This window comes from Chelatococcus caeni, from assembly GCF_014196925.1.
Lineage (GTDB): Bacteria > Pseudomonadota > Alphaproteobacteria > Rhizobiales > Beijerinckiaceae > Chelatococcus_A > Chelatococcus_A caeni.
This window is the reverse complement of sequence record NZ_JACIEN010000003.1, coordinates 1-23,352: the sequence shown is the minus strand read 5'-3', so window position 1 is coordinate 23,352 and position 23,352 is coordinate 1. Positions and strand designations below refer to the sequence as shown.

The window sequence follows — 23,352 nt, the reverse complement described above, 5'->3', positions numbered from 1 at the left end:
CCTTCGGTGAAGGCACACGCAAGCGATGGCAACGTTCCCTCTCCAGGTGTGGGAGAACCTGGTTAACACCACGCTCGATTGGTTCATGGACACTCCGAATGTCCATGTCCAGAGCATCCACGAGCGTCCTCTGTACGACTGGCTGATGGCCAAGCAGAAGACGTTCCCCGGCTCGAAAGAGTTCCTCCAGGTCCGCGTGCAGGGCGACTTTCCGCCCATTATCGAGGGCTGGTCCGGCGACCAGACGGTCGGCTACGACAACCCGGCCTACGTGAAGGTCGCGTCGTATCCGTACAAGAGGATTCACGCCGGCATCAGCTTCACCGCGGACGAACTCATCCGCAACGGCATCAGCATCGTCGACACCACGACCGGGCAGGGCGATTCCGTCCACAGCCGGGCCGACAAGCTCCAGCTCGTCAACCTGCTGGAGAACAAGGTCATGACGATGCGGGAGTCGATGAAGAACGACATGAACGAGATGTTTTGGGGCGACGGCACGCTCGACCCCGAGCTGGTGCCCGGCCTGCGCTCGTTCATCGTCGACGATCCGACCGCACCCCTCGTGGTCGGCGGCATTGACCAGGGCGCCCCGGAAAACTGGTGGTGGCGCAACCGGGCCAACCTGGCCATCGATCTCGGCACCGACCCGAAGGAGCAGCGTCTCCTCCGGTACATGGACAACGAGATCGTCCAGCTCTCCAAATACCGCGCGCGGCCTGACCGTGCCTTCGCCGGCTCGGACATGCTCCAGCGGTTCAAGGACGAGATGCGCCTCGGCGGCTACTTCTCGATGGATGGCTTCCGCGGCAACAAGGATCTCGGCACCGGCGGGATCTACTTCAACGGCATCGAGATCCACTACGATCCGACGCTCGACGACCTGGGTTACTCGAAGCGCCTCTACCTGCTCGACAGCAAGCACATCCGGCCGCTGGTCGTGCAGGGCGAGAACATGAAGCGCCACAACCCGGCTCGTCCGCCCGAGAAGTACGTCTACTACCGGGCCGTTACGTGGGTCGGCGGGCTCGTGTGCGACCAGCGCAACAGCTCCGGCGTCTACGCGTTCGCGTGACCGGATTGTTGGGAGTTGCGAAAACATGGATACCGCACTTTTCTCCGACCTCCTCTCGGTGACGACCTCGGCGCCGGTCGCGACCAACGGGACGCTTACGTTCCCGTATCCGTCCGGCAAGGCCGCCGCCGACTATGTCGCCGACAAGGGCAGGATCTTCGCCCGTGGCCTGATGGCCTACTTCGACGCGGCGGATGACGGCATCGACATCGCGTTCGGTGCCAGCATCACCGTCACCTACAAGGGTGAGACGTCGATCCCGGCCAACACACAGGTCCAGCTCGAAGTCTTCCACGCCAACGGCGGCGTGGCGACGCTGACGCCGATCGCCGACCCGTCCGCGGCCACCGCCGAGGATGTGGCGAACAAGGTCAACCAGATCATCGCGGCCCTCCAGGCCAACGAGCCTCCGCTCGTCTGATGCAGACGGCGGCCTACGGGCCGCCGTTCCCTTCTTCACGAGGTTCAGATGCAGCTCTACGACATCAAGATCCGCTTCTCCGAAAACGACGGCATCGTCTTCACGGAGGTGCTCAAGAAGGATGTGCCCGCCTCGGAGGTCATGTTCCTTCAGGCGCTCCACGGGCCGGGCCGCGTGCATGTGCTCAAGGCGTCGGGCGAGAAGCAGGTCCACGGCGGCGCCGAGCGGGCTCGTCTCCGCGACCTCTACGCCCGCGGTCGGGAGACCGGCCGGAAGGTCGCGCTCATGCAGCAGGTTTTCGGGCCGGCCCATGTGCCGCTGCCCGAGTTCGTGCCCGGCTACGAGCCCGCCCCGGCCGTCGAGGCCGAGGGACCGGCGGCGGCCGAGGTGAAGCCGAAGCGGACCCGCGCCAAGCAGGCGTCCGAGCCGGCGGAGCCCGCGGCCGAGGATATGCTCGGGTAACGCCCGATGCCGCGCGGCACGCAGCTCATTGAACTCGTCGGGTTTCTCCGCGAGGAGATCGGCCGATCGACGGACATGTCGGTCGGCAACGACGACGTGCCGGCGCTCAAGCGCATCATCCGGCGCACGCAGAACACGCTCTACGCAAAGTGGGACTGGCCGTTCCTCATGGTCAAGCCCACGATCCAGCTCCAGCAGGGCCAGCGCTACTACGATTTCCCCGAGGGGCTCTCCTACGACAAGATCCAGGAGATCGTCGTCTGGTGGAACGAGCAGCCCATGCCGCTGATCCGCGGTATCGGGCCGGCGCAATACCTCATCCTCAACAGCGAGAAGGGCCAGCGCGTCGACCCCGTCCGCCGGTGGGACGTTTACGATTCCGAGTTTGGCATCCCGCAGATGGAGGTGTGGCCAGTCCCGGCCAGCAATCACCAGCGGATCCAGATGTGGGGCAAGCGCAACCTGCGGCCCCTCGTCAAGGATAGCGACCGCGCCGATCTCGACGACGACCTTATCGTCCTCTTCGCGGCGGCCGAGATGCTCATGCGGCAGGAGGACAAGGACGCCGAGGCGAAGCTCGCCGCCGCGCGAGACCTCTTCGAGGCCCTCAAGGCGGACTCCAAGAGCGAGCAGCGCACCTACGCCATGGGCCGTGGCAGCGGCGCCGGCAGCGGGTGGCCGAACATCACCAACCGGGCAATCGTCATTGTCGGCGGTGGCGGCTCGGGCCACGGCACGTGAGGTGCCCCGGTGGCCTACCTCGCGGTTGAAGACTTCAAGCTCGGACTAGACCGCCGCAGGCCGCGCAAGGCCGGCGTGCCGGGCACGCTCTGGCTCCTCGTCAACGGGCACATCAGCCGCGGCGGCGACATCGAGCGCCGGAAGGAGTTCGTTCCCTTCTACGCCTTGCCGCCCGGCACCTTCGGGATGGCGTCCGTCTACACGCAGCTCTTCGTTTTCGGATCCCTCGACCTGGCCGGCGCAATGCCCATCGGCGTCCAGTATCAGCGCTGCGAGGCGACCGGCGCGAACATGGTCGAGGTGCTCGATGTTCAGACGTTCGACGGCAAGTTCTATGTGATCGCCGAGTTCGACGACGGCAACGTCTATCACTTCTACGACGGCGCGCGCGTGGCTGATTGGGATGTGATCGCGGACGCCAACACCAACTTCGCGGCGCTCGCCGGCCTCCTGGCCGAGAAGGTGTCGGCGGATGATGCCGTCCAGGTCGCGTCGGCCGGCCAGACGATCACGCTCCAGGCGCGGGTGCCGGGGGTGCCGTTCACGGTCTCGGGCAGTGCCGTCGACCGGGGGAGCACCGACGACCAGACGGTCACCATCACGACGGTGCAGCCGAACGTGTCGGAGGTGCCCGAAGTCCGCGCATCGGCCGCGATCGAGATCATCGACGGGGTGAACGACACCGACAACGCGGTCACGTCGGTGACGGTCGACGGCGTCGAGCTGCTGTCGGAGCCCGTGCCGTGGACGGCGACCAGGGAGGCGACGGCTATCCGCCTCCAGCAGGTCATCACGAGCGCGGCGGCGCAGACGGGCTATGATGCGACCGTCGCCGGGGCGGTCGTTACGATCCATGCGGCGCCCGGCACCGGTGCTGCGCCCAACGGTCTCCCCGTGGCCGTGACCCACGGGACGAACATCCAGCTCAGCCATGATCCGGTCCTTGGTGGCGGCGTCACGCATGTGGACCCCGTCCGGCAGGTCGTGACCGCCACGCTCGGCGGCACGTTTGAGCCCGTCGACATGTTCTCGTTGACGGTCAACGGTGTCGAGTACCGGGCAACCGGTCGCGCCGCCGGCACGGGCCGGACCTGTTGGGTGTTCAAGCAGCGGCTCTGGAGCACGTCGCGGAGCCTGCTGCGCTATTGCATGCTCAACAATCCGTCCGTGTGGGATCCTGCTAACACGACCGAGGACAACGACGCCGGCTTCATCAACCTCGCGAACCAGAACGAGGGGCAGGACAACCTCGTCTGCGTCGCCGAGTACAACGGCCGGGCCGCCATCTTCAGCCGCAACAGCATCAGGATTTGGGAGCTGGCCGTCGACCCGGCGCAGAACTCGTTCGTCCACACGCTGGAGAACAGCGGCACCATGGCGCCGCACTCCGTTGTCTCCTACGGCAACAACGACGTCTTCTACCTGAACGACACGGGTCTGCGGTCGGTGCGCGCCCGCGCGGCCACTGACAACGCCGCCGTCGCCGACGTCGGCAACGCCATCGACCCCTATGTCCGCCAGTGGCTCGACGCCGTCTCCTCCGACACGGCGCGCCGCGCGGTGGCCGTCATCGAGCCGATCGACGGCCGGTACTGGCTCGCTGTCGGCGAGCGCATCTTTGTCCTCAGCTACTTCCCCGGCGGCGGCCAGAACAACATCAGTGCGTGGAGCGTGTACGAGCCCGGCTTTGTCGTCAGTGACTTCACCCGCATCCACAATCAGCTCTACGCGCGCAGCGGCGACACGATCTATCTCTACGGCGGCTTGAACGGCGACACCTACCCGGACGAGGGGCAGGGTGTCGTGCAGGCCTGGCTCCCGTTCCTCTCGGCCCGGAACCTCGGGCAGATCAAGGGCATCATCGGTTTCGACATCGCATGCGAAGGCTTGTGGGAGGTCGAGGTCTGCATCAACCCGAACGACGAACGCCAGGTGATTCTCGCTGGCCAGCTCGAAGGGTCGACCTATTCGGAGCCGAACATCGCCCTCAACGGGCGTGCGGCTGTATTCGCGCCGAAGTTCGAATGCCGCTCGGCCGGCCCGGCGACGCTCTCGTCGTTCGCCCTCTACTTCAAGAACGCGGAGCCCGCGAAGTGAGGGTGCGCCCGCTCACCACGGAGGCCCTCCGGTTCGTGCTCGCCAACATGAGGGCCGCCGACCGCGGGGAGATCGGCATGCTCCGGCATGCCAGCGGAGCGGAGGCGCTTCAGGCGGAGCTTGAGGTCGTCCTGCAACCGCCGCTCGGGGCCGGCTGGTCCTTTCATCTCGACGACGGCACGCCGGTGGCCATCGGCGGCGGTTACGAAAAACATCCCGGCGTGGCGTTCATCTTCCTGGTAGCCACCGACGACCTGCCGAAGTTGCGCGTGCCGATCGCCAAATGGGCGCGCCGCGTCATCCCCTTCGCCTTCAAGAAGATGCCGATCCACCGCTTCGAGACGACGTCGTTCGCCGGCCGGCGTGACGCGCACCGATGGCTCCGGTTCCTCGGGGCCGAGCGCGAGGCCGTCCTCAGCCGTTACGGCCGCAACGGGGAGGACTTCTACGTCTATCGCTGGCTGCGTGAGTTGCAAAATTGAAACCTCGACAAAATGGACAGCCGGTGCTAGGTTCCCGATCGGGCGGCCGTACTAGGTCGGAGATCGCCGCACCGACGCGTGTCCTGACGATGAAGGAGTCTCAGGATGGGCCTCGGTGGCAGTGGGAAGGCGGCGCGTAACGCCGAAATCGCCCGCAACGTGAAACTGGACGAGGAAGAGCGCGCCCGGCAGGATCGCATCCGGCAGGGGCAGTCGACGATCGACCAGAATTTCTCGCAGTTCAACGACGACTACTACGGCAAGCTCCAGCAGGACTACCTCGATTACTACAACCCGCAGATTGACAAGCAGTACGAGGAAGCCCGCAAGAAGCTGATCTACAGCCTGGCGGAGTCGGGCGGCCTTGAGAGCACGGCGGGGGCGAAGGCGCTTGCCGACCTGCAAGAGGCGCTCAACACGCAGCGCACGAGCCTCGGGCGCTCGGCGCAGGGGCTCGTCGACGAGCGTCGAGGGGCGATCGAGCAGTCGAAGTCGGACCTCTACGGCCTGAACACGTCCGCGGCTGACCCGTCGCTGGCCTCCGCACGGGCGCTCGCCAGTGTCGGCTCGCTCAACACGCCGCTGGCCACGTCGCCGATCGGCGACCTCTTCGGCTCGTTCCTCAGCAACTACGCGGCGTATCAGGGCGGCAAGAACCAGAACAACATGAAGGGCTTCGGCGGCGGGGGCTTCTCGCCCGGATCTGCGTCGGGGTCGTCTTCGAGCTACGTGCGAGGGTGATGAGCCATGGGAATGGAGATCGTCCTCCCGCTGCTCGCCTCCGCGGCCCTCAGCGGCGCGGGCACCGTCATGTCGGCTCGCGAGCAGAACAGCGCGCGCCAGCGTGACGCGATGGCGCGCCTCGCCGCGACGGACCAGGAGATACAGAAGCAGCGCAAGTTCCAGCAGGAAGCGGCCGACATCTTCGGCAACACGATGCAGCGCTTCACGCCGGAACAGCAGCAGGCGACGCAGCAGGGCGAGACCGACAAGCGCACGCAGGCGCTCGTCGACAACCTGGAATCCAACGCGCCGAACTACACGCCGCCGATCTCCGGTTCGGCGCCGACCATCGTCGGGCAGACCCTTGCCGACGCCATGACGAAGGCCATGGACCGCAGCAAGGCGGATGCGACGCGCCTCGGAAAGCTCCTCGGCAGCGAAGGAACCATGCTGTCGAACAGCCTCGGCCTCACGCAGGGCGCCCGCGGCATCAGCACCGTGAACGACTTCTCCAACGTGTCGGCGAGCCTCTTCCCGACCCGCATGGAGTCCATAAGGAACGCAGCCTTCAAGCAGCCGTCCGGCTTCGGCGACGTGCTCCGCTCCGGCGGCCAGCTCTTCGCTTACGGCGCCGGCCGCGGCTGGTTCGGGTGAGGTAACAGATGCCGTCGCAGCGCATTCCCGGTGTCCTCTCGCCGGTGGCTGATTCCATGAGCAGCCTGCTCAAGGTGCTCATGTCGGCGCCGGACGACGCCACGGTGGCCGCGAAGCGCGGTACGGCCGAGAAGCTGATGCGCGAGAACGAGGCCGCGGCGGCCCTCGGCACGCTCATGTCCGGCTTCAAGCCCGGCGGCAGCGTGGCCGACCTTTACGGAACCGCACTGCGCGGCGGCATCAACCCGCAGCACGTCGGCGACGCCATTCGCGGCGTCACGGCGGTGGCCCCCGACGTTGACGACCTGATGCGGTCGCGCGCCTTCCTCGGTGCGGGAGGCGCCTGGAGCAGCACGCCGACCGGCTTCGCGCAGGGGCAGGCGACCGAGATCCAGAAGCAGCGGTTGGCCAACGACGCCGCGATGGCGCGAGCGCAATTCGAGCTGAACAACAAGCCGACCGAGATCATGACGCCGGAAGGGCCGCGCATTGCTCGGACGCAGGACGCTATCGGGCAGATGCCGCTCGCGGCCGAGTCCAACGTGCGGGGCGGCTTCCTCGCGCAGAACTTCGGCAACGTCGGCGCGCTGCCGCCGGCCGAGCAGCGCATCCTTGGCGCGGAGAGCAAGACGCAGCCGACGCCGCGGAACTACGTCGCCGGGGGCCAAAGCTTCATCACTTACGACGGCGTCACCGACGCGCGCAGCGGCCAGCCGCTGCCGGCCGGCGGCTATATCGCCAACGCGCAGGGCACCGCGAACGACGTCGGGCTGCGGCCGAACGTGCAGGGCGACCTCCAGACGCGCGTCATCAACGCGAACTCGGCGCTGGAGGTCGGCAACCAGATCCTCGGCATTCTCGCAAAAGACCCCGCGGTGGTCGGCCCGACCGGCAACACGCGCCGCCTATTGCAGGACGCGACCGACGTCTTCGGCTCGGTGGCGACGGTGTTCGGGGGGCAACAGCAGCTCGTCGGGGAGATCGACCGGGCGCGCCAGGATCTCGTGCAGACGCTCGGCCCGCAGGCGCAGACGCTGCTCCCCGAACTGTTCAACCCGAACCTCAACAGCATCGAGACGCTCAACGGCTTCCTCGTCTACAAGGTTGCCGAGGCCCTCGGGCAGTCCGGGCGGGGCGCCAGCGACCAAGACATCCAGCGTGTCATTCAGATGGTCGGCTCGCCGTCGAGCTGGCTCACCGGCCCGACCACCTACGAGAACAAGATCCGCACGATCCTCGACCTGGTCACGTCCAGTCGTGATGCGGCGCAGCGGGCGCTGTCCGGCGGAGCCGGCGCCTCGGCCGGTGCGGCACCCGCAGGCGACCCCACGGTCGGCACAACCCCGGCGCCGGCCGGCGATCAGCCGCGCCGTCGCCGCTACAACCCGGCAACGGGGCAGATCGAATGATCGAGATCGAGGCCCCTGACGGCAGCATCGTCGAGTTTCCCGATGGCACGCCGGACGACGTGATCACCGACGCCATGCGGCGCGCCTTCGGCGGCCCGCAACAGAGCGGCACGCCCGTGGCGCAGGCCCCGGCGGCTGCGCCGCAACCGGCGCCGGGCGCTCAGCCCGCGCCGCCGATCTCCCTCGGCGACTCGCAGGTCAACTGGCAGGACCAGGTGCCCCCGCCTGCGGCGGCGCAGGCTCCCATTGAGCCGCCGGGCGCGGCCAAGTCGCTTCTGTTCGGCACGCAGGCGGTCGGCCGTGGCCTCGCCGACGCGGCGGGCGCACTGCCGGACCTGTCGAATTTCGCAGCCAACATCCTGCTCGGCGGCGCGGACCTCGCAGCCCGGCCGTTCGGTGGCAGCGTGGACTTCCGCTTTGGCCCGAGCCCGATCGGGTCGAACGCCATCGCCGACAGGGCGTCGCAGCTTGTCGAGAGCGCGGGCATAGACTTGGTGGACCCGCAGGAGATGCCGGCCGGTCAGCGTGTCCTGTACGATGCGGCCCGAGGCGGCACCGCCGCGGCGGCGACCGCCGCGCCGCTCGCCCGCGCGGCGCCCACCCTCGTGGCGGCGCGGGAAGGCGGTCAGCGCATCGCGCCCCCGGCGGCCGAGCGGCTGATCGAACCCTACGTCTCGAGTCCGGCCCGGACGATCGTCGGCGACATCGCGGGGGGCGCCGGTGCGCAGACCGCCGCCGGCCAGGTGGAGCGCAGCGAGACAGTTCAGGATGCCCCGCCGTGGTTGAAGGGTATTGTTCAGATCCTCGCGCCGTTCGTCGGTGCCGTTGGCGGAGTCGGCCTCACCGAGGGCGTAGGCGGCCTCGGCAGCGCCGCACGGACTGCGGCATTGCGCCGGTCGACTGACACGAACCTCGCGCCCGATCCGTTCACCGGCCAGTCGTTCAACCGGGCCGACGTCGAGCAGGTGGCGCGCGAGGTGCAGGACGCCAGCCGGCAGGGGCTCCCGATGCGCCAGGCTGGTGCAGCGCCGGAGCGCGCCGCGCAGACGATCGAGGATCGGGCAAACGAGTTCCGCGCTGCCGGCCTGCCGGTGCCGACAACCGGGCTCATCGCCGACAACGTCGGATTGGCCGGCCTGGAAGGGCAGCAGCGCGTCACGAATCGCGCGCCCTTCATCAACAGGGATGACACGGTCTCGGGCGCCGCGAGCGAGCGTGTGCGCTCCATCCGCGACGAGACGGCCGACCCGCAGGCCGCGCGGGAGTATGCACAGCGCTATGGCGAGACGCGTCTCGACCAGGCACAACGGGAGGTGGACCGCGAGCGCGGCCGGCTGCGGGAAGTCGAGACGGCGCAGGCCGCCGACCGCGGTGCGCAGGTGCCGCTGGCCTCGCGCGCGGCCCGCGATGAGGCCAGCGGCCGGCTGCACCAGTCGGTCGTCGAGGACTACACCGCCGCGCGCGCCGAGAAGAACCGCCAGTTCGACGAGGCGCCGGGGCGCGTTGAGCAACTCCCAGCCGACAGCGTGACTGCCGCTGCGCAGCGCGTGCGGGAGCGTGTCAATGCGCTCAATCCCCGCCAACGTGAGGAACTTCCCGGCGATTTCGTCGAGCGGCTGGAGGCTCTCGCACCGGACATTCGACAGCGGACGGTTACAAGCCCGGTCCTCGATGAGAGCGGCCGGCCGATCACCCGCGTAGAGGAGGTGAATGTCGGCGGTCCCGGCACGGCAGCAGGTGGCGACTTGGCCGAGCTGCGTAAGACGCTCAGCACTGCCGAGGAGGTTGCGCGCACGCGGGGCAACTTCAAGCTGGCCGATGGCATCCGCGATCTGCGCGGCGCCATCAACCGGACCATCGAGGAGGCGCCCGGCTACGCCGAGGCCAACCAAACGTACCGCGAGTTCGCCGGCCGCTACCGGCCGACTCCGACCGACGAGATGGCGAAGTTCACGCGCGAGATTGATCGGGGGCGCGAACCGCCGCCGTCGCAGACCGCGTCGCGCTTCCTCGGCAGCGGCCCCGAGAAGGTCGCGTCGCTCCGGCGCGTCATCAGCGAGCGGGGGGAGGGCGCCGCGACGGATTACCTGCTCGGCGAGGTGGCGAACATCGCCCTGTCCGGCAGCAACCGTCTCAACTGGCAGGCCGTGTCGAATTGGGCTTCGCGTAATGCCTCGGTGCTGCGCGAGTTCCCGGCCGCGCAGCGGGAGGTCAACAGCATCATCGCGCGGGCGCGCCGCGGCGACCAGCTCTCGACGGAGCAGCTCGACCGCCTCCGGCAGGCCGAGCGCCAGCTCGGCGCAACGCAGCGCGACCTCGATCGGAGCGCCGCCGGCATCCTGATGGACAAGGATCCGCAGCGTGCCGCGCGCGCCATCCTTAACGACAGCGACGACCCGGTTGGGAGGATGCGCGAGGCCGTCAAGCTCCTCGGCCGCAACGAGAAGGCGCTCCGTGGCTTCCGGGCGGCGGTGGCCGACGAGATGCTTGAGCGTGTCACGACCACCAAGCCGGATGCGCTCAAGCCGGACGAGTTCGCGACCACCTACGCGCAGCTCACGCGGAACTTCGAGAAGAACCGCGCAGCGCTGGCCGAGGTGCTGACGCCGGAGCAGATGAACGCGCTCCAGCAGGCGCACAGCCTGCTCAAGAGCTTCACGACCATGGGCAAGCAGGCGCTCCCCGGCTCGCAGACGGGCGAGCGCTTCGGGAACTTCCTCCGGCCGCTCGAAATGGCCGTGCGCATCCGCTACGGCGCCCTCCAGGGCGGCAGCATCATGAAAAAGGCGCGGCTGCTCCTGTCGAACATCCCGACCAACGAGGAGAGCGTCAACGCCCTCAAGCTCATGATGGCCACCGACCCTGATGTGGCCGTCTACCTGCTCCGCAAGGACGTGCGGAACTTCGACGCCCCGGCGGCCAACGGCCGCCTGCAACGCCTTCTCGCCACCGCCAGCGCCGCCCGTGCCACCAACGAAGAGGATTGAGGATGGCACGTAGGGTCAATGCGGAAGGGCTCCGGCTCATCAAACAGTGGGAGGGCCTGCGGCTGCGGGCCTATCGGGATTCGGGCGGTATCTGGACGATCGGCTACGGCCACACGTCGGACGAGAAGCTCACCGTTCGCGAGGGGCTCACTATCACGGAGGCGATGGCCGAGGAGATGCTCGTGCACGACCTGCGCGAGGCCGAGGCCGCCGTCGAGCGCCTGGTGAAGGTGCCTCTCACCGACAACCAGTTCGCCGTTCTGGTGTCCTTCGTCTTCAATATCGGCGTCGGGGCTTTCGAGAAGTCGACCCTGCTCAGGAAGCTCAATGCCGGGCAGCACGACGCCGTGCCGGGCGAGCTGGCCCGGTGGGTGCACGTCAAGGGGCAGCGCGTGCAGGGGCTCGTCAACCGCCGGGCGGCCGAGGCCGGGTTGTGGGCCAAGGGCTCGTTCGTCTGCTCGAACACCGTCGAGCCGCAGCCCGACAAGCCGCCGGTCGTGGACAAGGAGACGGTGTCGTGGGGCGCCGGCATCCTGTCGACCCTTGGCGCGCTCTTCGCCGGCAGCGGGCCGGTGCAGTGGGCGCTTGCGGTCGTCATCGTTGCGAGCTTCGGCGTCGGGCTCTGGTTCTTCATCAGGAAGCGGGTGAGGGCGGCATGACGGCGGCGCTGGCGTGGTTGTGGGGCAAGGCGAAGGACTTCGCCATCTGGATCGGAATCGCTGTCGCGCTGCTCGTCACCATTGTGGTCGAGGCGCGTCGGGCCGGCGCCTACAAGGAGCGCCTCGCGCAGCGCGAGAAGACGGATGCGATGCGGGAGAAGTGGGATGAGGTTGATCGCGAGCGTGTTGATTTTGACGCTTCCCTTGGCCGCCTGCGCGACAGGTCGAAGCGTTGAGTGCCCGCCGCTTGCCGGCCCGCCCTCCGCGGTGGTCGACGCTCTGGAGAGCGCTGGCCGCACGGATCCGAGCGCGGCGGCGTGGGTGATCGATCTCGACCGCCACTACCAGAAGCTCGACGCGTGCCGGTGAGGAGGTAGACCGTGGCCAACATCGACCTCGCCAACTTCCTCGCTCCTGGGCAGGACGTCAGCCACCTCCGGCTGCAAGAGGCGCTGATGCGCGGCCTCACGGGATTGCTCGCCGAGGCGCCGGACATTGTCCGGCAGAACCTCCGCATCAACAGCGGCTATCGAAGCCCCGAGCGCCAGGCGCAGCTCTTTGACCAGGCGCTCGCCAAGTACGGCTCGGAGCAGGCGGCGCGGAAGTGGGTCGCACCGCCCGGCCGCAGCCGGCACAACTTCGGCATGGCGGTCGACCTCGGCTACGGCCAGAAGGGGACGCCGATCTACGACGAGGTTCGGCAGTGGGTCCACCAGAACGCCAATCGCTTCGGCCTGCACTTCCCGATGGCTCATGAGCCGTGGCATGTCGAGCCGATAGGCTCCCGCCGCGAGATTCCGGGTAGCGCTCCTGTTGCAGTTTTCGCACATAATTCTCAATTCCCGACATCCGCAAGCGGATACGCGCCCGAATCGACGCCCGCGCCGCAGGAGAACCTCAGCTTCTTCCTGCGCAACGCGTATCTGCAAAAGGATTTGGGATCAGGCGCTTACCTCGATCCGAAGAAGGCGGAGATGGCGCTGGCCGAACTTGCGAGGCTCGGCCCCTTCGGTTGAGCGGCTCAGTTGTGCCCGTGCGCGTTAATGTCTATATTCGCGTTTGTCGCGAAAACGCGATTTTTGACATTTCCGCACGAGGAGAGGATGGCCAAACACTACATAAACCCGCCCCCGACGAGTGAACCGTCCGAGGGGGTATCGTCCCTGGATGCGCGTAAGGAGTTCGCTCGGCGCCTCCAGGCGCTTCGCAGCGCCAAGGGATGGAACCAGTCGGAGCTTGCCCGTCATGCGTCCAAGCACATGACGGCGGGAACCGACTTCAACCGCAGCAACATCTCAGCCTACGAGCGCGCAGTGACCCTGCCGCGCACCGAGCATCTGCACGCGCTGGCGAAGACGCTCGGTGTCAACCCGGCCGATCTTATCCCGGCCCGCGGCGTCGCGTCGGTCAACACCAAAGCCTCGCCGGTGTCGATGCAAGATCTCGGCGACGGTCGCGTTTGGTTGCGCGTCAACAGCACGGTGCCGTGGGAGACGGCGCTGGAGATCATTCGAAAGGTGAAAGAGTCGGATGAGCCTACTGACAAGTAAGGACGTCGCCGCCGCGCTCGGGGTTGACACTCGCACGGTGCAGTCGTGGGTCCGCAGGGGTGCCCTCGTGCCGGATTCCATCACCCTCGGCGGCCACGCTCGATACTCGCCCGAGACCGTTGAGGAGCTGAAATCCAAATGTCTAGAGCGAAACGGGATCTCCCCTGGGTCGACACCAGGGGCGGTGTCTACTACGTCCTCTGGAGCGTCAGCAGCGTCGATGCTGCCGGCCGGAAGCGGACGTCAGTTGAGCGCCTCAGCCTTCGCACGCGCGACCCGGACGAAGCGCAAACTCGCTTCGCTGCCTTCCTCGCGGAAGGGCAAGACGTCCTGCGCCCCGCTGCCGAGCGTCGAGGAAATGCTGGCCTGACGATCAAGCAGGCACTCGACGACTATTGGCGCGAGCACGTCAACGCGCTGGACGACCGGGGGCGGCCGAACGTCGCCGACCCGACCCGCCAGGAGAATGCCATCCGTCACCTCAAGGCCTTCTTCAAGGAAGACCTCGTGACGGACATCGACATCCCGAAGTGCCGGGCCTACACGGCGGCCCGCCGGGCAGGGACGATCGGCGGCGGCAAGCGGCGCAAGAACAAGAAGGGCAGCGACAGCACCATTCGGCGCGAGCTGGTAACTCTGCATGCGGCGGTCGAGCACGCCATCAAATGGAAGCGGCTTACCGGCATCACCGTCGACCAGCTCCCGCAATTCGAATACCCGTCCGATCGTCGCGACACAGAGGAGAGCGGGGAGGCCCCGTGGCTGACGCATGCGGAGCTGGCGATGCTGCGCGCCGCAGCCACTGGTCGGCTCGCCGACTTCATCGAGATCGCCTACTACACGGCCAGCCGCAAGCGCGCCGTCGAGACGCTCCAATGGTCGCAGGTGAGGCTCGCCGAGGGCAAGATCCATCTGGCCAAGGTGGGCGAGCGGAAGACCAAGAAGCGGCGCCCCATCGTGCCTATTGATGCAGAGCTACGGCCGACACTGGAGCGTCTGCACCAGGAGCACGTCGCAGAGAAGAGGGCGACCGATTGGGTGCTCGGCACCCCGACTTCGCTCTATCGCCCTTTCGTGAAGCTGTGCGCGAGCCTCGGCATCAAGGCGAGCCCGCACATTCTGCGTCACACCCGCGCGACGCATCTCCTCATGGACGGGGTGTCGATCTACGACGTGGCGCGCCTGCTCGGCGACACGGTGCCGACTGTCGAACGGGTCTACGGCCACCACTCGGCCGAGTACCTCGCGAAGTCGATCGAGAAGAAGAAGGGGAAGCGAAATGGAGAAGGCCGAGAAGCTGCTTGAGACGACCGCCGCAGCGGTCGGCGCGTTCGAGTGGACCGACATTGGGGCTGCGTGGGGCTGGTTCGGAATCGCGGTCGCGCTGTCGCTGGGAATCATCCAGATCGGCGACCGGATCCTGGCGAAGTTTGGCTTGTGATACTGGCCATTGATTGTCGCGTTTTGCGCGTTTCAGTTATGGCAGATTGTTGATTTATAAGGCGAAAATGCGTTTTTGCAACTTGCACGCAGCCCTTTCACGGCGAAAACAGGGGTTCGAGTCCCCTTGGGCGCGCCACTTCGGACCAATCTGCGAACGCTTGCGCCTGCCGCCTTCGCGCCCGAAGCGTCCGTTTCGATCCCATCATCCGAATTTGCAGCTCTTCCACTGTAGCGCGCAAAATCGCGTGCGACTCTGCGCAACATCACATGCGAGCGCGCGCCGTGCCCTCACGACGGCCCTCGGATGACCACTTCGCGCACGGATTTGGCCGCACCATTCCCACCCGCCGTGTAGGTCAATTCGGCCGTCTCGATCCGCGCCCATGAGAACAGCGCCCGGACCTCGGGCACGTCGTTGAGCGTGAGGATGAAACGGCCTTGAAGGCCCCTCAAAATGGCCGCCATCTCGGTGAACTCGTCGCGCCCGAACAGCTCCCGGCCGTAGTAGTGCTCGGTGCCCCAATAGGGCGGGTCGAGATAGAACAGCGTGCCCGGACGGTCCCAGCGCTCGATGAACTGCCGCCACGGCAGGCACTCGATCCAGACACCAGCGAGGCGTTCATGTGCCGCCTCCAAGAGCGGCCCCAGCTTGCGCACGTCGAATCGGCCCGGCGCCTGGGTGTCGATGCCGAACACCCGACCGGCTACCTTGCCGCCAAATGAGAGGCGCTGCAGATAGAGGAATCGCGCTGCTCGTTCCAGGTCGGTCAGCGTGTCCGGCTCCCGCCTCAGCAGCCGTTCGAACTCTGCCCTGCTGCTCAGCTGCCATTTCAGCATGTCCATGAACGGCTGGTAGTGCCGCTGCAGGATGCGGAAGAACGTCGCGACGTCGCGGCTGAGGTCGTTGATCGCCTCGGCCTTGGGCACGGCATGGCGCTTGAAGAACACGCCACCCATGCCGACGAACGGCTCGCAGTAGGTGGTGTGGTCGGTTGCGGCGATGAGGTCCGCGAGCAGCTTCGAGAGCTGCTTCTTGCCGCCGATGTAGGCGGCCACCGGGCGGATCGGCCGCACGGTCTGCAGATCAGCATTCATATTGTGTATCGACCCAGAATCAGCGCCCATGCGCGCGCGGCCTTCCAAGGCCGTCGTGGCGGGCGATGTGGTGCAATGCTCGTCGGGCGGTCCCCCACTTCCCCAAGTAGGCCGCCGGAGCCCTCGGGCTCCCCCGTCACGTCACCATTCAGTCGTCGTCATCGTCCTTCGTCGACGTCCCGTCCTCCTTCGCCTTGATCTCGATGCGGGTGTGCCAGCCCTCGTCGGCCCACGTGTGCTCGACGGCCTCGGCGCGCCACACACCGGCGATCTCCTTGCGGAAGGAGCTGCCGGCGATGACGTCGGCCTCGGCCTGGGCGTCGACGCGGCCGAGGGCCAGTTCGAAATGGCCGTCTCCGGTGTTGCGGGTCAGGCGCCGGGCTTCGGCCTGCGCCGCCTTCTCGGCCTGTTCCCGGCCGGGCAGCGGATCGCGGATGGTGAAGTCCGGGCCGTCGAGGCCTGTCGGTGCGTCGACGATGACGCGCTTGCCGGTCCGCTGGTCGATGTAGGCGGCCCGCACCTTGCCGTACTGCGCCCGGCCATTCGGGTTCACTTCCCAGCTCGAGCAGTCGCTTTTCTCGATCTTGATGGCCGGCAGGAGCAGCCCGCTCGCCGACTTCGCCATGCCGCGCGGCGCCATGACGATGACGTTGCCCATGGGCTTCAGCACGGCGCCCAGGTCATCGGCGAGGCGCGTCAGAAAGTCGATCTCGCTGCTGTCGATGCGGGCCTTGTACGGGATCGAGATGCCTGCCAGCTCGGGAGAGACACGGGCCGAGAGGCCGTTGCGGCCGGCGATGCGCTCAACGATCTTGCCGACCGTCGTGTTCTCGAAGTGCTCCCGGCCTTCGCCCTTCAGCTTGCGCCGCAGGTCGGCCGCACTCGCCTGTAGCACCATGGTCTCGCCGCCGCTCACATCGCCGGCGAGGCTCAGCGTCTGCAGCTCATAGAGCCCGATCAGCTGGGCCGGTCCGGTTTCCTTCCAGCCGGCATAGAGCTCGATCGACGCCTTCTCGCGCGGCAACTCCAGGGCATTGCCGGCATCGTCCAGCTTGAACGTGGCCTGATCGGACTTCTGGCCGGCCTCGTCACGCACGCTCGCCTCGATCAGGCGATTATAGAAGCCGCCCGAGACCTCCTGGCCGTCCACCTTCACGATGAGGACGGGCGTGAAGCCGCGCTGCGTCGTGCTGAAGACGTAGGGCATCTCAACTCCACAGGCGCACGACGTCCTGCCGTGTCCTCGGCCGCGCCTGCGGCTCTGGCAGCTCGACCTCGATGCCCACCGGCAACATGATGCCGACGTCCGCGATATCGGGATTGAGGGCGAGCACTTGCTCGACAAGGCCCTCGTCCTGCCGGCCGAAGGCCTGCCAGACGACGAGGTCGACGGTCATGCTCTCTCGCTCCACCTTGACGCGCATCAGAACAGCCCCCCGAAGCGAGGATCGCCACCGAGGGGAGCGATCCTGACGTCGAAGCCGACCTTGCGGCCGATGCCGTTGTCGCCGATCCACTCATGCTCGGCGCCGACTTCGAGAATGACCACGGTGCCGAACACGGACGCCGCCGCACCGCCGGCCGCCCAGCCGAGAAGATCGACCGGCTGGCCGGCCGACTGCGTCGCCTTGAGGGCGAGGTACTCCTCGTGCCCGCCGAAGTCCTGGTGGAAGTAGAGGCCCTCGATCTCGAACTCGTCCTCGCCGCGGCCGGTGAACTGCCGCGCAGGACCGACGCCGAAGCGCCCCACCGCCGGCCAGTTCGCGACCGTCCGCTCACGCAGGCGCTGCAGCGACAAAGGCAAGGACGCAAAGACATGCGGGCCGAGGGCGAGCAGCGGGATCTGCATCAGTCGACTCCGTCGTGAAGGGCGCCGTTGATCGGCGCCGGTCGGCCGCCGCCGGCCCGCCCGGAGACGGCCTGCACGCGCCGCGCGACGGCCTCTGCCTCGGCAACCGCCTGTGCCCCGCCGGCCCGGATGCCGGCAGCGAGCGTCGACATCATCGCCTGCCCGGCCGGGGCGAGATTGGTGCCGGCGAGCGTCGAGCGGATGGTGGCCCCGGTCTCGACGGCACTGTCGGCCGCTTCCTGCAGCTGCTGGGTGATGGTGGAGCCCAGGTTGATGTCGACGCCAGGCCAATGGCCGGCACCGATCGGGGCGATGCCACGGCTCTCCTGGCCGAAGGGGCCGGACGGGCCGAAATGCAGCGTGCTGTTCCCCTGCAGCTTGTCGAAGGCGGCACGGCGGCGCCGCTCGCGCTCGTGGATCTGCGCCAGCACGGCCTTGCGGTCGCGGAAGCGGCTGTCATAGGCGTGATCGGCCTCGGCCGAGGCCTTGGCCTTCGCCTCGGCATCCTCGGCCGAGCCGCCGACCCAGTCATTGAGCCACTCGTTCCACTTCCGCCCGCTCAGCCAGGGCAGGGTTTCCTCAAGCTTGTTCTCGATATTGCCGCCTGCACCGAGGTTTGCGGCGGGCTCGATCTGGATGAGACCGTTCTCACCCATTCGCCCTTCGAGCCGCGCGCGCTCGCGGTAATACGTGTCGATCTTGGTCATGAGCCGCTGGAGGAACGTGCCGCGCTCGTCGACGCGGCCCATGAGATCGATCAGCTCCTGGACCTGCTCATTGATGCCGGGCAGCGCCCAGCGGCCCATGCGGTCGCCGACTTCCGTGGCCAGCGTTTTCAGGCGTTCGAGGTGATTGGCGGTGGTCCCTAGCTCGATGTTGAGGTTCTTCTGTGCCGAGCCTTGCCAATTCGCCGGCGATTTGAGGATTTCAAGGTTCTTCATGATCTCAGGCAGCGCCTGACCGGCACGAGCTATCTCGTCCCACCACTCCTCGCCAAAAATCTTGATCGCAGCCGATGCCTGATCCGGATGCTTCTGCAGCCGCTCCAGCACGTCGAGCATGGTCTTGAGGGCGTCCGTTCGCATGCCCTTCTCGACCTGTCCGCTGGAAAGCCCAAGCATCTTCAGGCCTTGGCCCACTCTCTTCTTGCCGCCCGAACGTGCTGTCCGAAGCGTCGATGCGAAGGCTGCGAATCCCCGCGAAGCAACCTCGGGTACGATCGCAACGTTGTTCATCGCAGTCAGGAACGCGAGCGAGGTGTCGAACTCGACGCCGGCCGCTTTCGCAGCCGCTCCGGCGCGCTGGAACATCTCGACCACGTCCATTTCCTTCGCCGATCCAGAGTCGGAAAGGGCGTTCACCTTGTCGACGAACTGCTCCAGCTCTTGGTTCGTCCATTGGGTGGCAGCGCGGATCTTTGCGAGCGCCTGCGACGTCTGGTCGGCCGGCGCATCCCAGGCCGTGGCTGCGGCCATGGTGATTCGAAGGAACTCCGGCATGTCCTCCTTGGACACGCCGGTGGCGCCCGCTTCAGCAACGAGTCCGGCGATCTCCTCGCGGGAGCGCCCATAGGCGATCGCTGCGTTGACGATCAGCCTTTCGATCTTCGCCAGTTCGGCGGGATCGTCCATGCCATCGAGCTTCTTGCGGACCTCGGCCATTGCCTTCTCGAAAGAGATGGACTGGCCGACGGTGGCACCCGTGGCGAGCCGTGCGGCGTAGACGCCGCCTGCCGCGGCCAGAACGCCGCGCCCTCCGGCGATGATGCCGGGCGGCTCCTCCACGGCTGCTGCCGACGCATGTCTCGGCGCCCCCGACTGCCGTTGGTTGCGGGGTTGGCGCTTGTTGAGCTTGTCCAGCTCCTGACGGGTCCGCGCCGCCTCCTTGCCGGCCCTGCGGAGATCGTCCGCCAGCCGCTTGCCCGCGCGCGTGTTGTTCAGCTTCCTCGCCTCGGCGACGACGCCTGCGACCTCGCGCTTCGTACGGCGTGACTCGTTACCGGCACGCTTGAGCCCGCGCTCCAGCTGCTCGCCGCCGCGCGTCTTGCCGAGGCGGTCGGCCTCCTTCTTCACCCCCTGAAGATCCCGCTGCGCCCGCTTGGCCGGGCCGGCCAGCTTGTTCACCAGCTCCAGGAAGAGCTTGACGCGCATGTTGGACATGTCAGTCCTCCTCCCCCAGCGTCACCAGGGCGGCCTCGTGGTGCCACATGAGGATCTCGGGCACGCGCATGGCGAGGACGGCGGGCAGAGGTGTCATCAGCACATGCGCCACCTCGGCGACGAAGGCCGGGAACGCCGTCAGGCCTCGGTTCCGGTCTCGCCCATCGCTTTGTCTGCCAGCGCCACGACGTCGGCGAGGTCCGGGTCGTCCCGTAGCTGGCGCGGCAAGAAAGGGCGGCAGGCGGCCACGAAGCGCAAGTAGTCGTCGTCGCGCAGGCCGGCGACGACGGCCGGGTGCACGCCGGCCATGGCCGCGCGGGCGAGATCGAGCAGGGCATCCTCGTCGCCGCCCGCATCGACGATGATGCCCATGAACTGGATGCCCGACAGCGCCCGCACGGTGAGCTGATCGAGCCGTTCGCCATCGACCAGGAGCGGATAGTCCAGCGGCACCACGGTCGACCAGCGATCGGGATCCGCCGGCGCCACGACTGGCCCGGCCGGCGCGATGCGTGCGGCCGGCTGGGGCGTTGCACCGGGGAAGCCTGGCGGTGGCTTCACGGGCGTCAGATCGTCCTCGGCCATCAGAGGTTCGCCCCGATCATGTTGGCGATGCGCTGGGCCTGCCCGTCGCCGTCGACCCAGCCGCCCAGCTCGACGTTCCACCGGCAGATCTCGCGGGTGCCGATGGTGAGGACGTATTTCGAGATCGACTTGATCTCGTATTCCGTCCCGGCGAAGCCGCCGCCCTCGGTCTCGTCCGTCTCGGCATTGAGGCGCCCGTACATGGTGGCGATGACCTGCACCTCCCTCTCGGACGCCGAGGTCGCATATTCGTTCACGAGGGCGCCGAGGATGGTGAACTTGCGCCGCGTGCCGAAGGGCGTCTGGAACAGCGCCAGCATCTCCGGCTGCATGCCCTGCATTTTGAAGGGCACCGCGCAGGGCTCGCGCGAGGTGGCGATCTCGACGGCGCCATTGGCGCCGGCCGGCGTAAACGACTCGTATGTCTCCCGCTGCACAGGGAGCTTGGTGCGCCCGAGCACGAGGTGAGCGTTCAGCGTCTGGCCGTTGGCGTCCTCGGCCAGAAGATTGGCTGCGCGCAGGATGAGGAAGGGAAGCTTCGCCATGGGAGGTCTCCGTTGCCCGCGCCGTCAGGCCGCCTGCCGCTCCAGCGTCTGCAGGATGCCGTTGGCCAGCTCGGCGTAGTAGGTGAGGTTGCGACGGGCGCCGAACTGCAGATCCTGCAGCGGCGCGGCGGGCTCGCGGTCGTACTCGACGCGCAAAATGCCCGAGGCGAGGCTCTCGTTCGTGTTGAGCGGGCGCTCGAACCACGCCCGACCGCCAAGGATCGCGCCGACTGCCTTCAGCTCGTCGAGGAAGTTGTCGAGCGACTGGATGACGGCGACGCCGAGCGGCACCGACAGGTTGCGGTCGAGCGCCCAATAGAAGGCGTTGATGACCGCGTCGTCGATGGCGTCCGTGGTGCGCACCACGTTGACGAAGCGGTCGAGCGGATCCTGCGCGCAGGTTTCGTTCCCCCACAGGATCGAGCCGGCGCGGATCGTGGCGATACGCTTTTCGTTCAGCCAGTTGGCTTCGCTGTCCGGCTCGCCGGTGTAGTAGCTGATCGGCCGCGACGGGCCGAGGATGCCGCCGATCGTCTGGTTGGACGGGCTTTCCCACGGCCCGCCGATGTCCCGGTCACGCTTGACGAACAGCCCCGCGACGCGGCCCGAGCCCGGCTGGTTGATGATCTGCGTACCGGCCAGAACCTTGACGGACGGGTGAAAGAGGTACGCCCGCTTGTCGTCGGCGAAGTCGGAGCGATAGGTGTCGGCCGCCTCCCTCGACGTGTCCGGCGTATCGAGGATCTTGATGCCGCGCAGGCGGTTGCAGATGCCCGTCAACTCGGCCGCCACCGGGTTCTTGGCATTGCCCAGGCGCTGACTGGTGTAGCCCGGCACGAAGACGAGTTTCGCGGGCTTCGAAGCCTCTTTGAAGGCATGGACGCCCGAGTTGTTGGCGCCCGAGCCGACGATGTTCGCGATGGTCGCTTCCAGCTTGTCCTGGTCGTTCGCCCCGTCGCCCTCGGCCACGCGCACGACCTGCAGTTCGGCGACGACGCCCTGGTCGTCGACAGCATCGAGCACCGCGTCGACGTTGCCGCCGGCGCCGAGCGCCGTGCGCATCTCGGTGTCGTTGGTGAACATGGTCGTCACCACGTTGAGCGGGAACTTCTCCGGGTCTGCGGCTGGCGCCACCACGACAGCGCCGAGCGTGGAATACTCGTTGACGGAGACGGGCCGCGTCGTCTGACCCGCCTGGAAGACGCGCGTGCCGTGGAAATATTCGGAGATGGGCATATCGTCCCTCGATCGACAGGTGCTTGACAGCGGACTGATCGACGGGAACGGTAGGGAGACAGCCAAACTGCAAGGCCCCGGACGCGCGTCCGGGGCCTTTTTTCGAAGGCGCAACGGCGAGGCCGTCCGCTGACGCAGGTGGAGCTTGACACAGCGGCCCAACTGGACTGAATGCTTGGAACTCCCGGGTCGGTTGGGCCGTTCTCCGGCCGACACCCCGCAGCGCGCGGGTCCCGCTAGGAGGTACTATGCCTGAATGTCCGTCGGATTCGGACCTCAATCTGCTGAAGACCGAAATCTACATGATGCCCATGGGCGGCGGCAGCAGGCTCCTGAATAGTGCCAGGATGCATTTAGAGAACGCGATGTCCCGCGTGCAACCGGACGGCGCGGCTCTCGATCTGAGAGACAACGTCCTCCGCGAGTGCGAGCGGCTGGCCGCGGCGGCCAACAGTCTGAGCACAAAAAAAGGGGATCACGTTGCCGAACTGCGAAAGGTGGCCAGCGATGCAGCGGATGCTCTGCGCCGCCACCTTTCTACGTTGATGCCGCTACCGGTGCAGAACAGTCTCGCCCCGGATTCGGCCGCATCCCCTGCTGACGATCGGGCATGAGATAGCCGCTGTCATGAACCGCCGTTCGCAAAAGCAGCATCAATCTGCGCGGTGGTGGTGATTGCCCCTGCCGTGATGTCCGCCAGGACCTGTGCCTCGATCGCGAACGCGTCGCGGATATGGGTCCGCACCGCCAGCGCCAGCGCCTCCATGTCGGCATTCGTGAGCGCCCGGAACTCGCCATCGGCGAACTTCCACGCGTCGCCATCCTGGCGCTCGCCGCGCTCGATCGCGAGCACCTCGGCAACGATCTTGCCCTGGCTTTCCCGGTCTGTGTGGACCGACCAGCCCGACCAGGTTGTGCCACCAACCTCGGCTTCCCAGCGACGCATGGCGGCATACTCGGCAAGGCTCGGCTCTGGCTGCGGAACGTCTTCGAGCTGATAGCTCTCGCGCGGCACGCCGTCGTCATCGACCAGGACGGGCCCGCCGACCGGCACCTTGCCGGGCGGGATGATCGCCGGTTGGATCACGGCGAGCCCCGCGTCCTCCAGCTCGGCCGGCGACCAGCAGCGCTCAACGTCCAGCGTGTTGTGGCGGGCCTCGTCGAGCCAGCCGTCCCAGCG

26 protein-coding genes and 1 pseudogene are annotated in these 23,352 nt (G+C 67.3%); 18 read left to right on the top strand and 9 right to left on the bottom strand.

Annotation, left to right across the window (positions count from 1 at the left end):
* Positions 1–25 precede the first annotated feature (25 nt).
* The 17 genes and pseudogenes from GGR16_RS12905 to GGR16_RS12825 all read left to right on the top strand — a co-directional run bounded on the left by GGR16_RS12905 (position 26) and on the right by GGR16_RS12825 (position 14,701).
* Positions 26–1,075, top strand: a complete 1,050-nt coding sequence (locus GGR16_RS12905) for a phage major capsid protein (RefSeq protein ID WP_040404846.1) — start codon at positions 26–28, stop codon at positions 1,073–1,075.
* 25 nt (positions 1,076–1,100) lie between these two features.
* The gene (locus GGR16_RS12900; protein ID WP_019403026.1) at positions 1,101–1,496 is read left to right on the top strand and encodes a hypothetical protein; all 396 of its coding nucleotides are present in this window, start codon (positions 1,101–1,103) and stop codon (positions 1,494–1,496) included.
* A 48-nt stretch (positions 1,497–1,544) separates the two neighbouring features.
* Complete coding sequence (locus GGR16_RS12895) at positions 1,545–1,958, top strand: hypothetical protein (RefSeq protein WP_019403027.1); 414 nt, start codon at positions 1,545–1,547, stop codon at positions 1,956–1,958.
* A 6-nt stretch (positions 1,959–1,964) separates the two neighbouring features.
* Positions 1,965–2,699, top strand: coding sequence for a phage adaptor protein (locus GGR16_RS12890; RefSeq protein ID WP_019403028.1), 735 nt, complete (start codon positions 1,965–1,967; stop codon positions 2,697–2,699).
* A 9-nt stretch (positions 2,700–2,708) separates the two neighbouring features.
* Positions 2,709–4,796: a hypothetical protein gene (locus GGR16_RS12885; RefSeq protein ID WP_019403029.1), complete on the top strand. Its 2,088-nt coding sequence runs from the start codon at positions 2,709–2,711 to the stop codon at positions 4,794–4,796.
* Complete coding sequence (locus GGR16_RS12880) at positions 4,724–5,278, top strand: hypothetical protein (RefSeq protein WP_183316896.1); 555 nt, start codon at positions 4,724–4,726, stop codon at positions 5,276–5,278. Before GGR16_RS12885 ends, GGR16_RS12880 begins: the two co-directional genes overlap by 73 nt.
* A 105-nt stretch (positions 5,279–5,383) precedes the next feature.
* Positions 5,384–6,019, top strand: coding sequence for a hypothetical protein (locus GGR16_RS12875; protein WP_019403031.1), 636 nt, complete (start codon positions 5,384–5,386; stop codon positions 6,017–6,019).
* 12 nt (positions 6,020–6,031) lie between these two features.
* Positions 6,032–6,655 (top strand): hypothetical protein, encoded by a 624-nt coding sequence (locus GGR16_RS12870; protein ID WP_019403032.1) that lies wholly within the window; start codon positions 6,032–6,034, stop codon positions 6,653–6,655.
* Between the two features lie 8 nt (positions 6,656–6,663).
* Positions 6,664–8,064 (top strand): hypothetical protein, encoded by a 1,401-nt coding sequence (locus GGR16_RS12865; RefSeq protein ID WP_019403033.1) that lies wholly within the window; start codon positions 6,664–6,666, stop codon positions 8,062–8,064.
* Entirely contained in the window at positions 8,061–11,051 is a 2,991-nt protein-coding gene (locus tag GGR16_RS12860; RefSeq protein WP_020424491.1) for a hypothetical protein, read from the top strand. Before GGR16_RS12865 ends, GGR16_RS12860 begins: the two co-directional genes overlap by 4 nt.
* A gap of 2 nt (positions 11,052–11,053) precedes the next feature.
* The gene (locus GGR16_RS12855; protein ID WP_019403034.1) at positions 11,054–11,710 is read left to right on the top strand and encodes a lysozyme; all 657 of its coding nucleotides are present in this window, start codon (positions 11,054–11,056) and stop codon (positions 11,708–11,710) included.
* Positions 11,707–11,946, top strand: a complete 240-nt coding sequence (locus GGR16_RS12850; protein ID WP_019403035.1) for a hypothetical protein — start codon at positions 11,707–11,709, stop codon at positions 11,944–11,946. The genes GGR16_RS12855 and GGR16_RS12850 overlap by 4 nt, the downstream gene beginning before the upstream one ends.
* 144 nt (positions 11,947–12,090) lie before the next feature.
* Positions 12,091–12,726 carry a M15 family metallopeptidase gene (locus GGR16_RS12845; RefSeq protein WP_343059725.1) on the top strand — a complete coding sequence of 212 codons (636 nt, stop codon included), beginning with the start codon at positions 12,091–12,093 and terminating at the stop codon, positions 12,724–12,726.
* Positions 12,727–12,813: 87 nt separating this feature from the next.
* Positions 12,814–13,260: a helix-turn-helix domain-containing protein gene (locus GGR16_RS12840; protein ID WP_157672257.1), complete on the top strand. Its 447-nt coding sequence runs from the start codon at positions 12,814–12,816 to the stop codon at positions 13,258–13,260.
* Positions 13,241–13,336, top strand: a pseudogene (locus GGR16_RS26580) (helix-turn-helix domain-containing protein); the annotation flags it as partial. The gene GGR16_RS12840 and the pseudogene GGR16_RS26580, both read left to right, overlap by 20 nt.
* Before the next feature lie 62 nt (positions 13,337–13,398).
* A complete protein-coding gene (locus GGR16_RS12830; RefSeq protein WP_019403039.1) occupies positions 13,399–14,565 on the top strand; it encodes a tyrosine-type recombinase/integrase in 1,167 nt (388 codons plus the stop codon).
* A complete protein-coding gene (locus GGR16_RS12825; protein ID WP_019403040.1) occupies positions 14,540–14,701 on the top strand; it encodes a hypothetical protein in 162 nt (53 codons plus the stop codon). The genes GGR16_RS12830 and GGR16_RS12825 overlap by 26 nt, the downstream gene beginning before the upstream one ends.
* 290 nt (positions 14,702–14,991) lie before the next feature.
* Here GGR16_RS12825 and GGR16_RS12820 read toward each other — a convergent pair whose 3' ends face one another.
* The 8 genes from GGR16_RS12820 to GGR16_RS12785 form a co-directional block, all read right to left on the bottom strand.
* Positions 14,992–15,828, bottom strand: a complete 837-nt coding sequence (locus tag GGR16_RS12820; protein WP_246373067.1) for a DNA adenine methylase — start codon at positions 15,826–15,828, stop codon at positions 14,992–14,994.
* Between the two features lie 118 nt (positions 15,829–15,946).
* On the bottom strand, positions 15,947–17,005 hold the full coding sequence (locus GGR16_RS12815; RefSeq protein ID WP_183316895.1) for a phage late control D family protein: 1,059 nt from the start codon (positions 17,003–17,005) through the stop codon (positions 15,947–15,949).
* A 1-nt stretch (position 17,006) separates the two neighbouring features.
* Entirely contained in the window at positions 17,007–17,195 is a 189-nt protein-coding gene (locus GGR16_RS12810; RefSeq protein WP_246373065.1) for a tail protein X, read from the bottom strand.
* A 26-nt stretch (positions 17,196–17,221) separates the two neighbouring features.
* The gene (locus GGR16_RS12805) at positions 17,222–17,647 is read right to left on the bottom strand and encodes a phage tail protein (protein WP_183316893.1); all 426 of its coding nucleotides are present in this window, start codon (positions 17,645–17,647) and stop codon (positions 17,222–17,224) included.
* Positions 17,647–19,806, bottom strand: coding sequence for a phage tail tape measure protein (locus tag GGR16_RS12800; protein WP_183316892.1), 2,160 nt, complete (start codon positions 19,804–19,806; stop codon positions 17,647–17,649). Before GGR16_RS12800 ends, GGR16_RS12805 begins: the two co-directional genes overlap by 1 nt.
* 138 nt (positions 19,807–19,944) lie before the next feature.
* The gene (locus tag GGR16_RS12795; protein WP_183316891.1) at positions 19,945–20,391 is read right to left on the bottom strand and encodes a phage tail assembly protein; all 447 of its coding nucleotides are present in this window, start codon (positions 20,389–20,391) and stop codon (positions 19,945–19,947) included.
* A complete protein-coding gene (locus GGR16_RS12790) occupies positions 20,391–20,936 on the bottom strand; it encodes a phage major tail tube protein (protein ID WP_183316890.1) in 546 nt (181 codons plus the stop codon). Before GGR16_RS12790 ends, GGR16_RS12795 begins: the two co-directional genes overlap by 1 nt.
* A 24-nt stretch (positions 20,937–20,960) precedes the next feature.
* The gene (locus GGR16_RS12785) at positions 20,961–22,172 is read right to left on the bottom strand and encodes a phage tail sheath protein (RefSeq protein ID WP_183316889.1); all 1,212 of its coding nucleotides are present in this window, start codon (positions 22,170–22,172) and stop codon (positions 20,961–20,963) included.
* Between the two features lie 248 nt (positions 22,173–22,420).
* Here GGR16_RS12785 and GGR16_RS12780 point away from each other — a divergent pair, with 248 nt between their 5' ends.
* Positions 22,421–22,786 carry a hypothetical protein gene (locus GGR16_RS12780; protein WP_183316888.1) on the top strand — a complete coding sequence of 122 codons (366 nt, stop codon included), beginning with the start codon at positions 22,421–22,423 and terminating at the stop codon, positions 22,784–22,786.
* 11 nt (positions 22,787–22,797) lie between these two features.
* Here GGR16_RS12780 and GGR16_RS12775 read toward each other — a convergent pair.
* Positions 22,798–23,352 (bottom strand): DUF4376 domain-containing protein (locus GGR16_RS12775; RefSeq protein WP_183316887.1); only part of this gene is annotated, 555 nt, incomplete at its 5' end.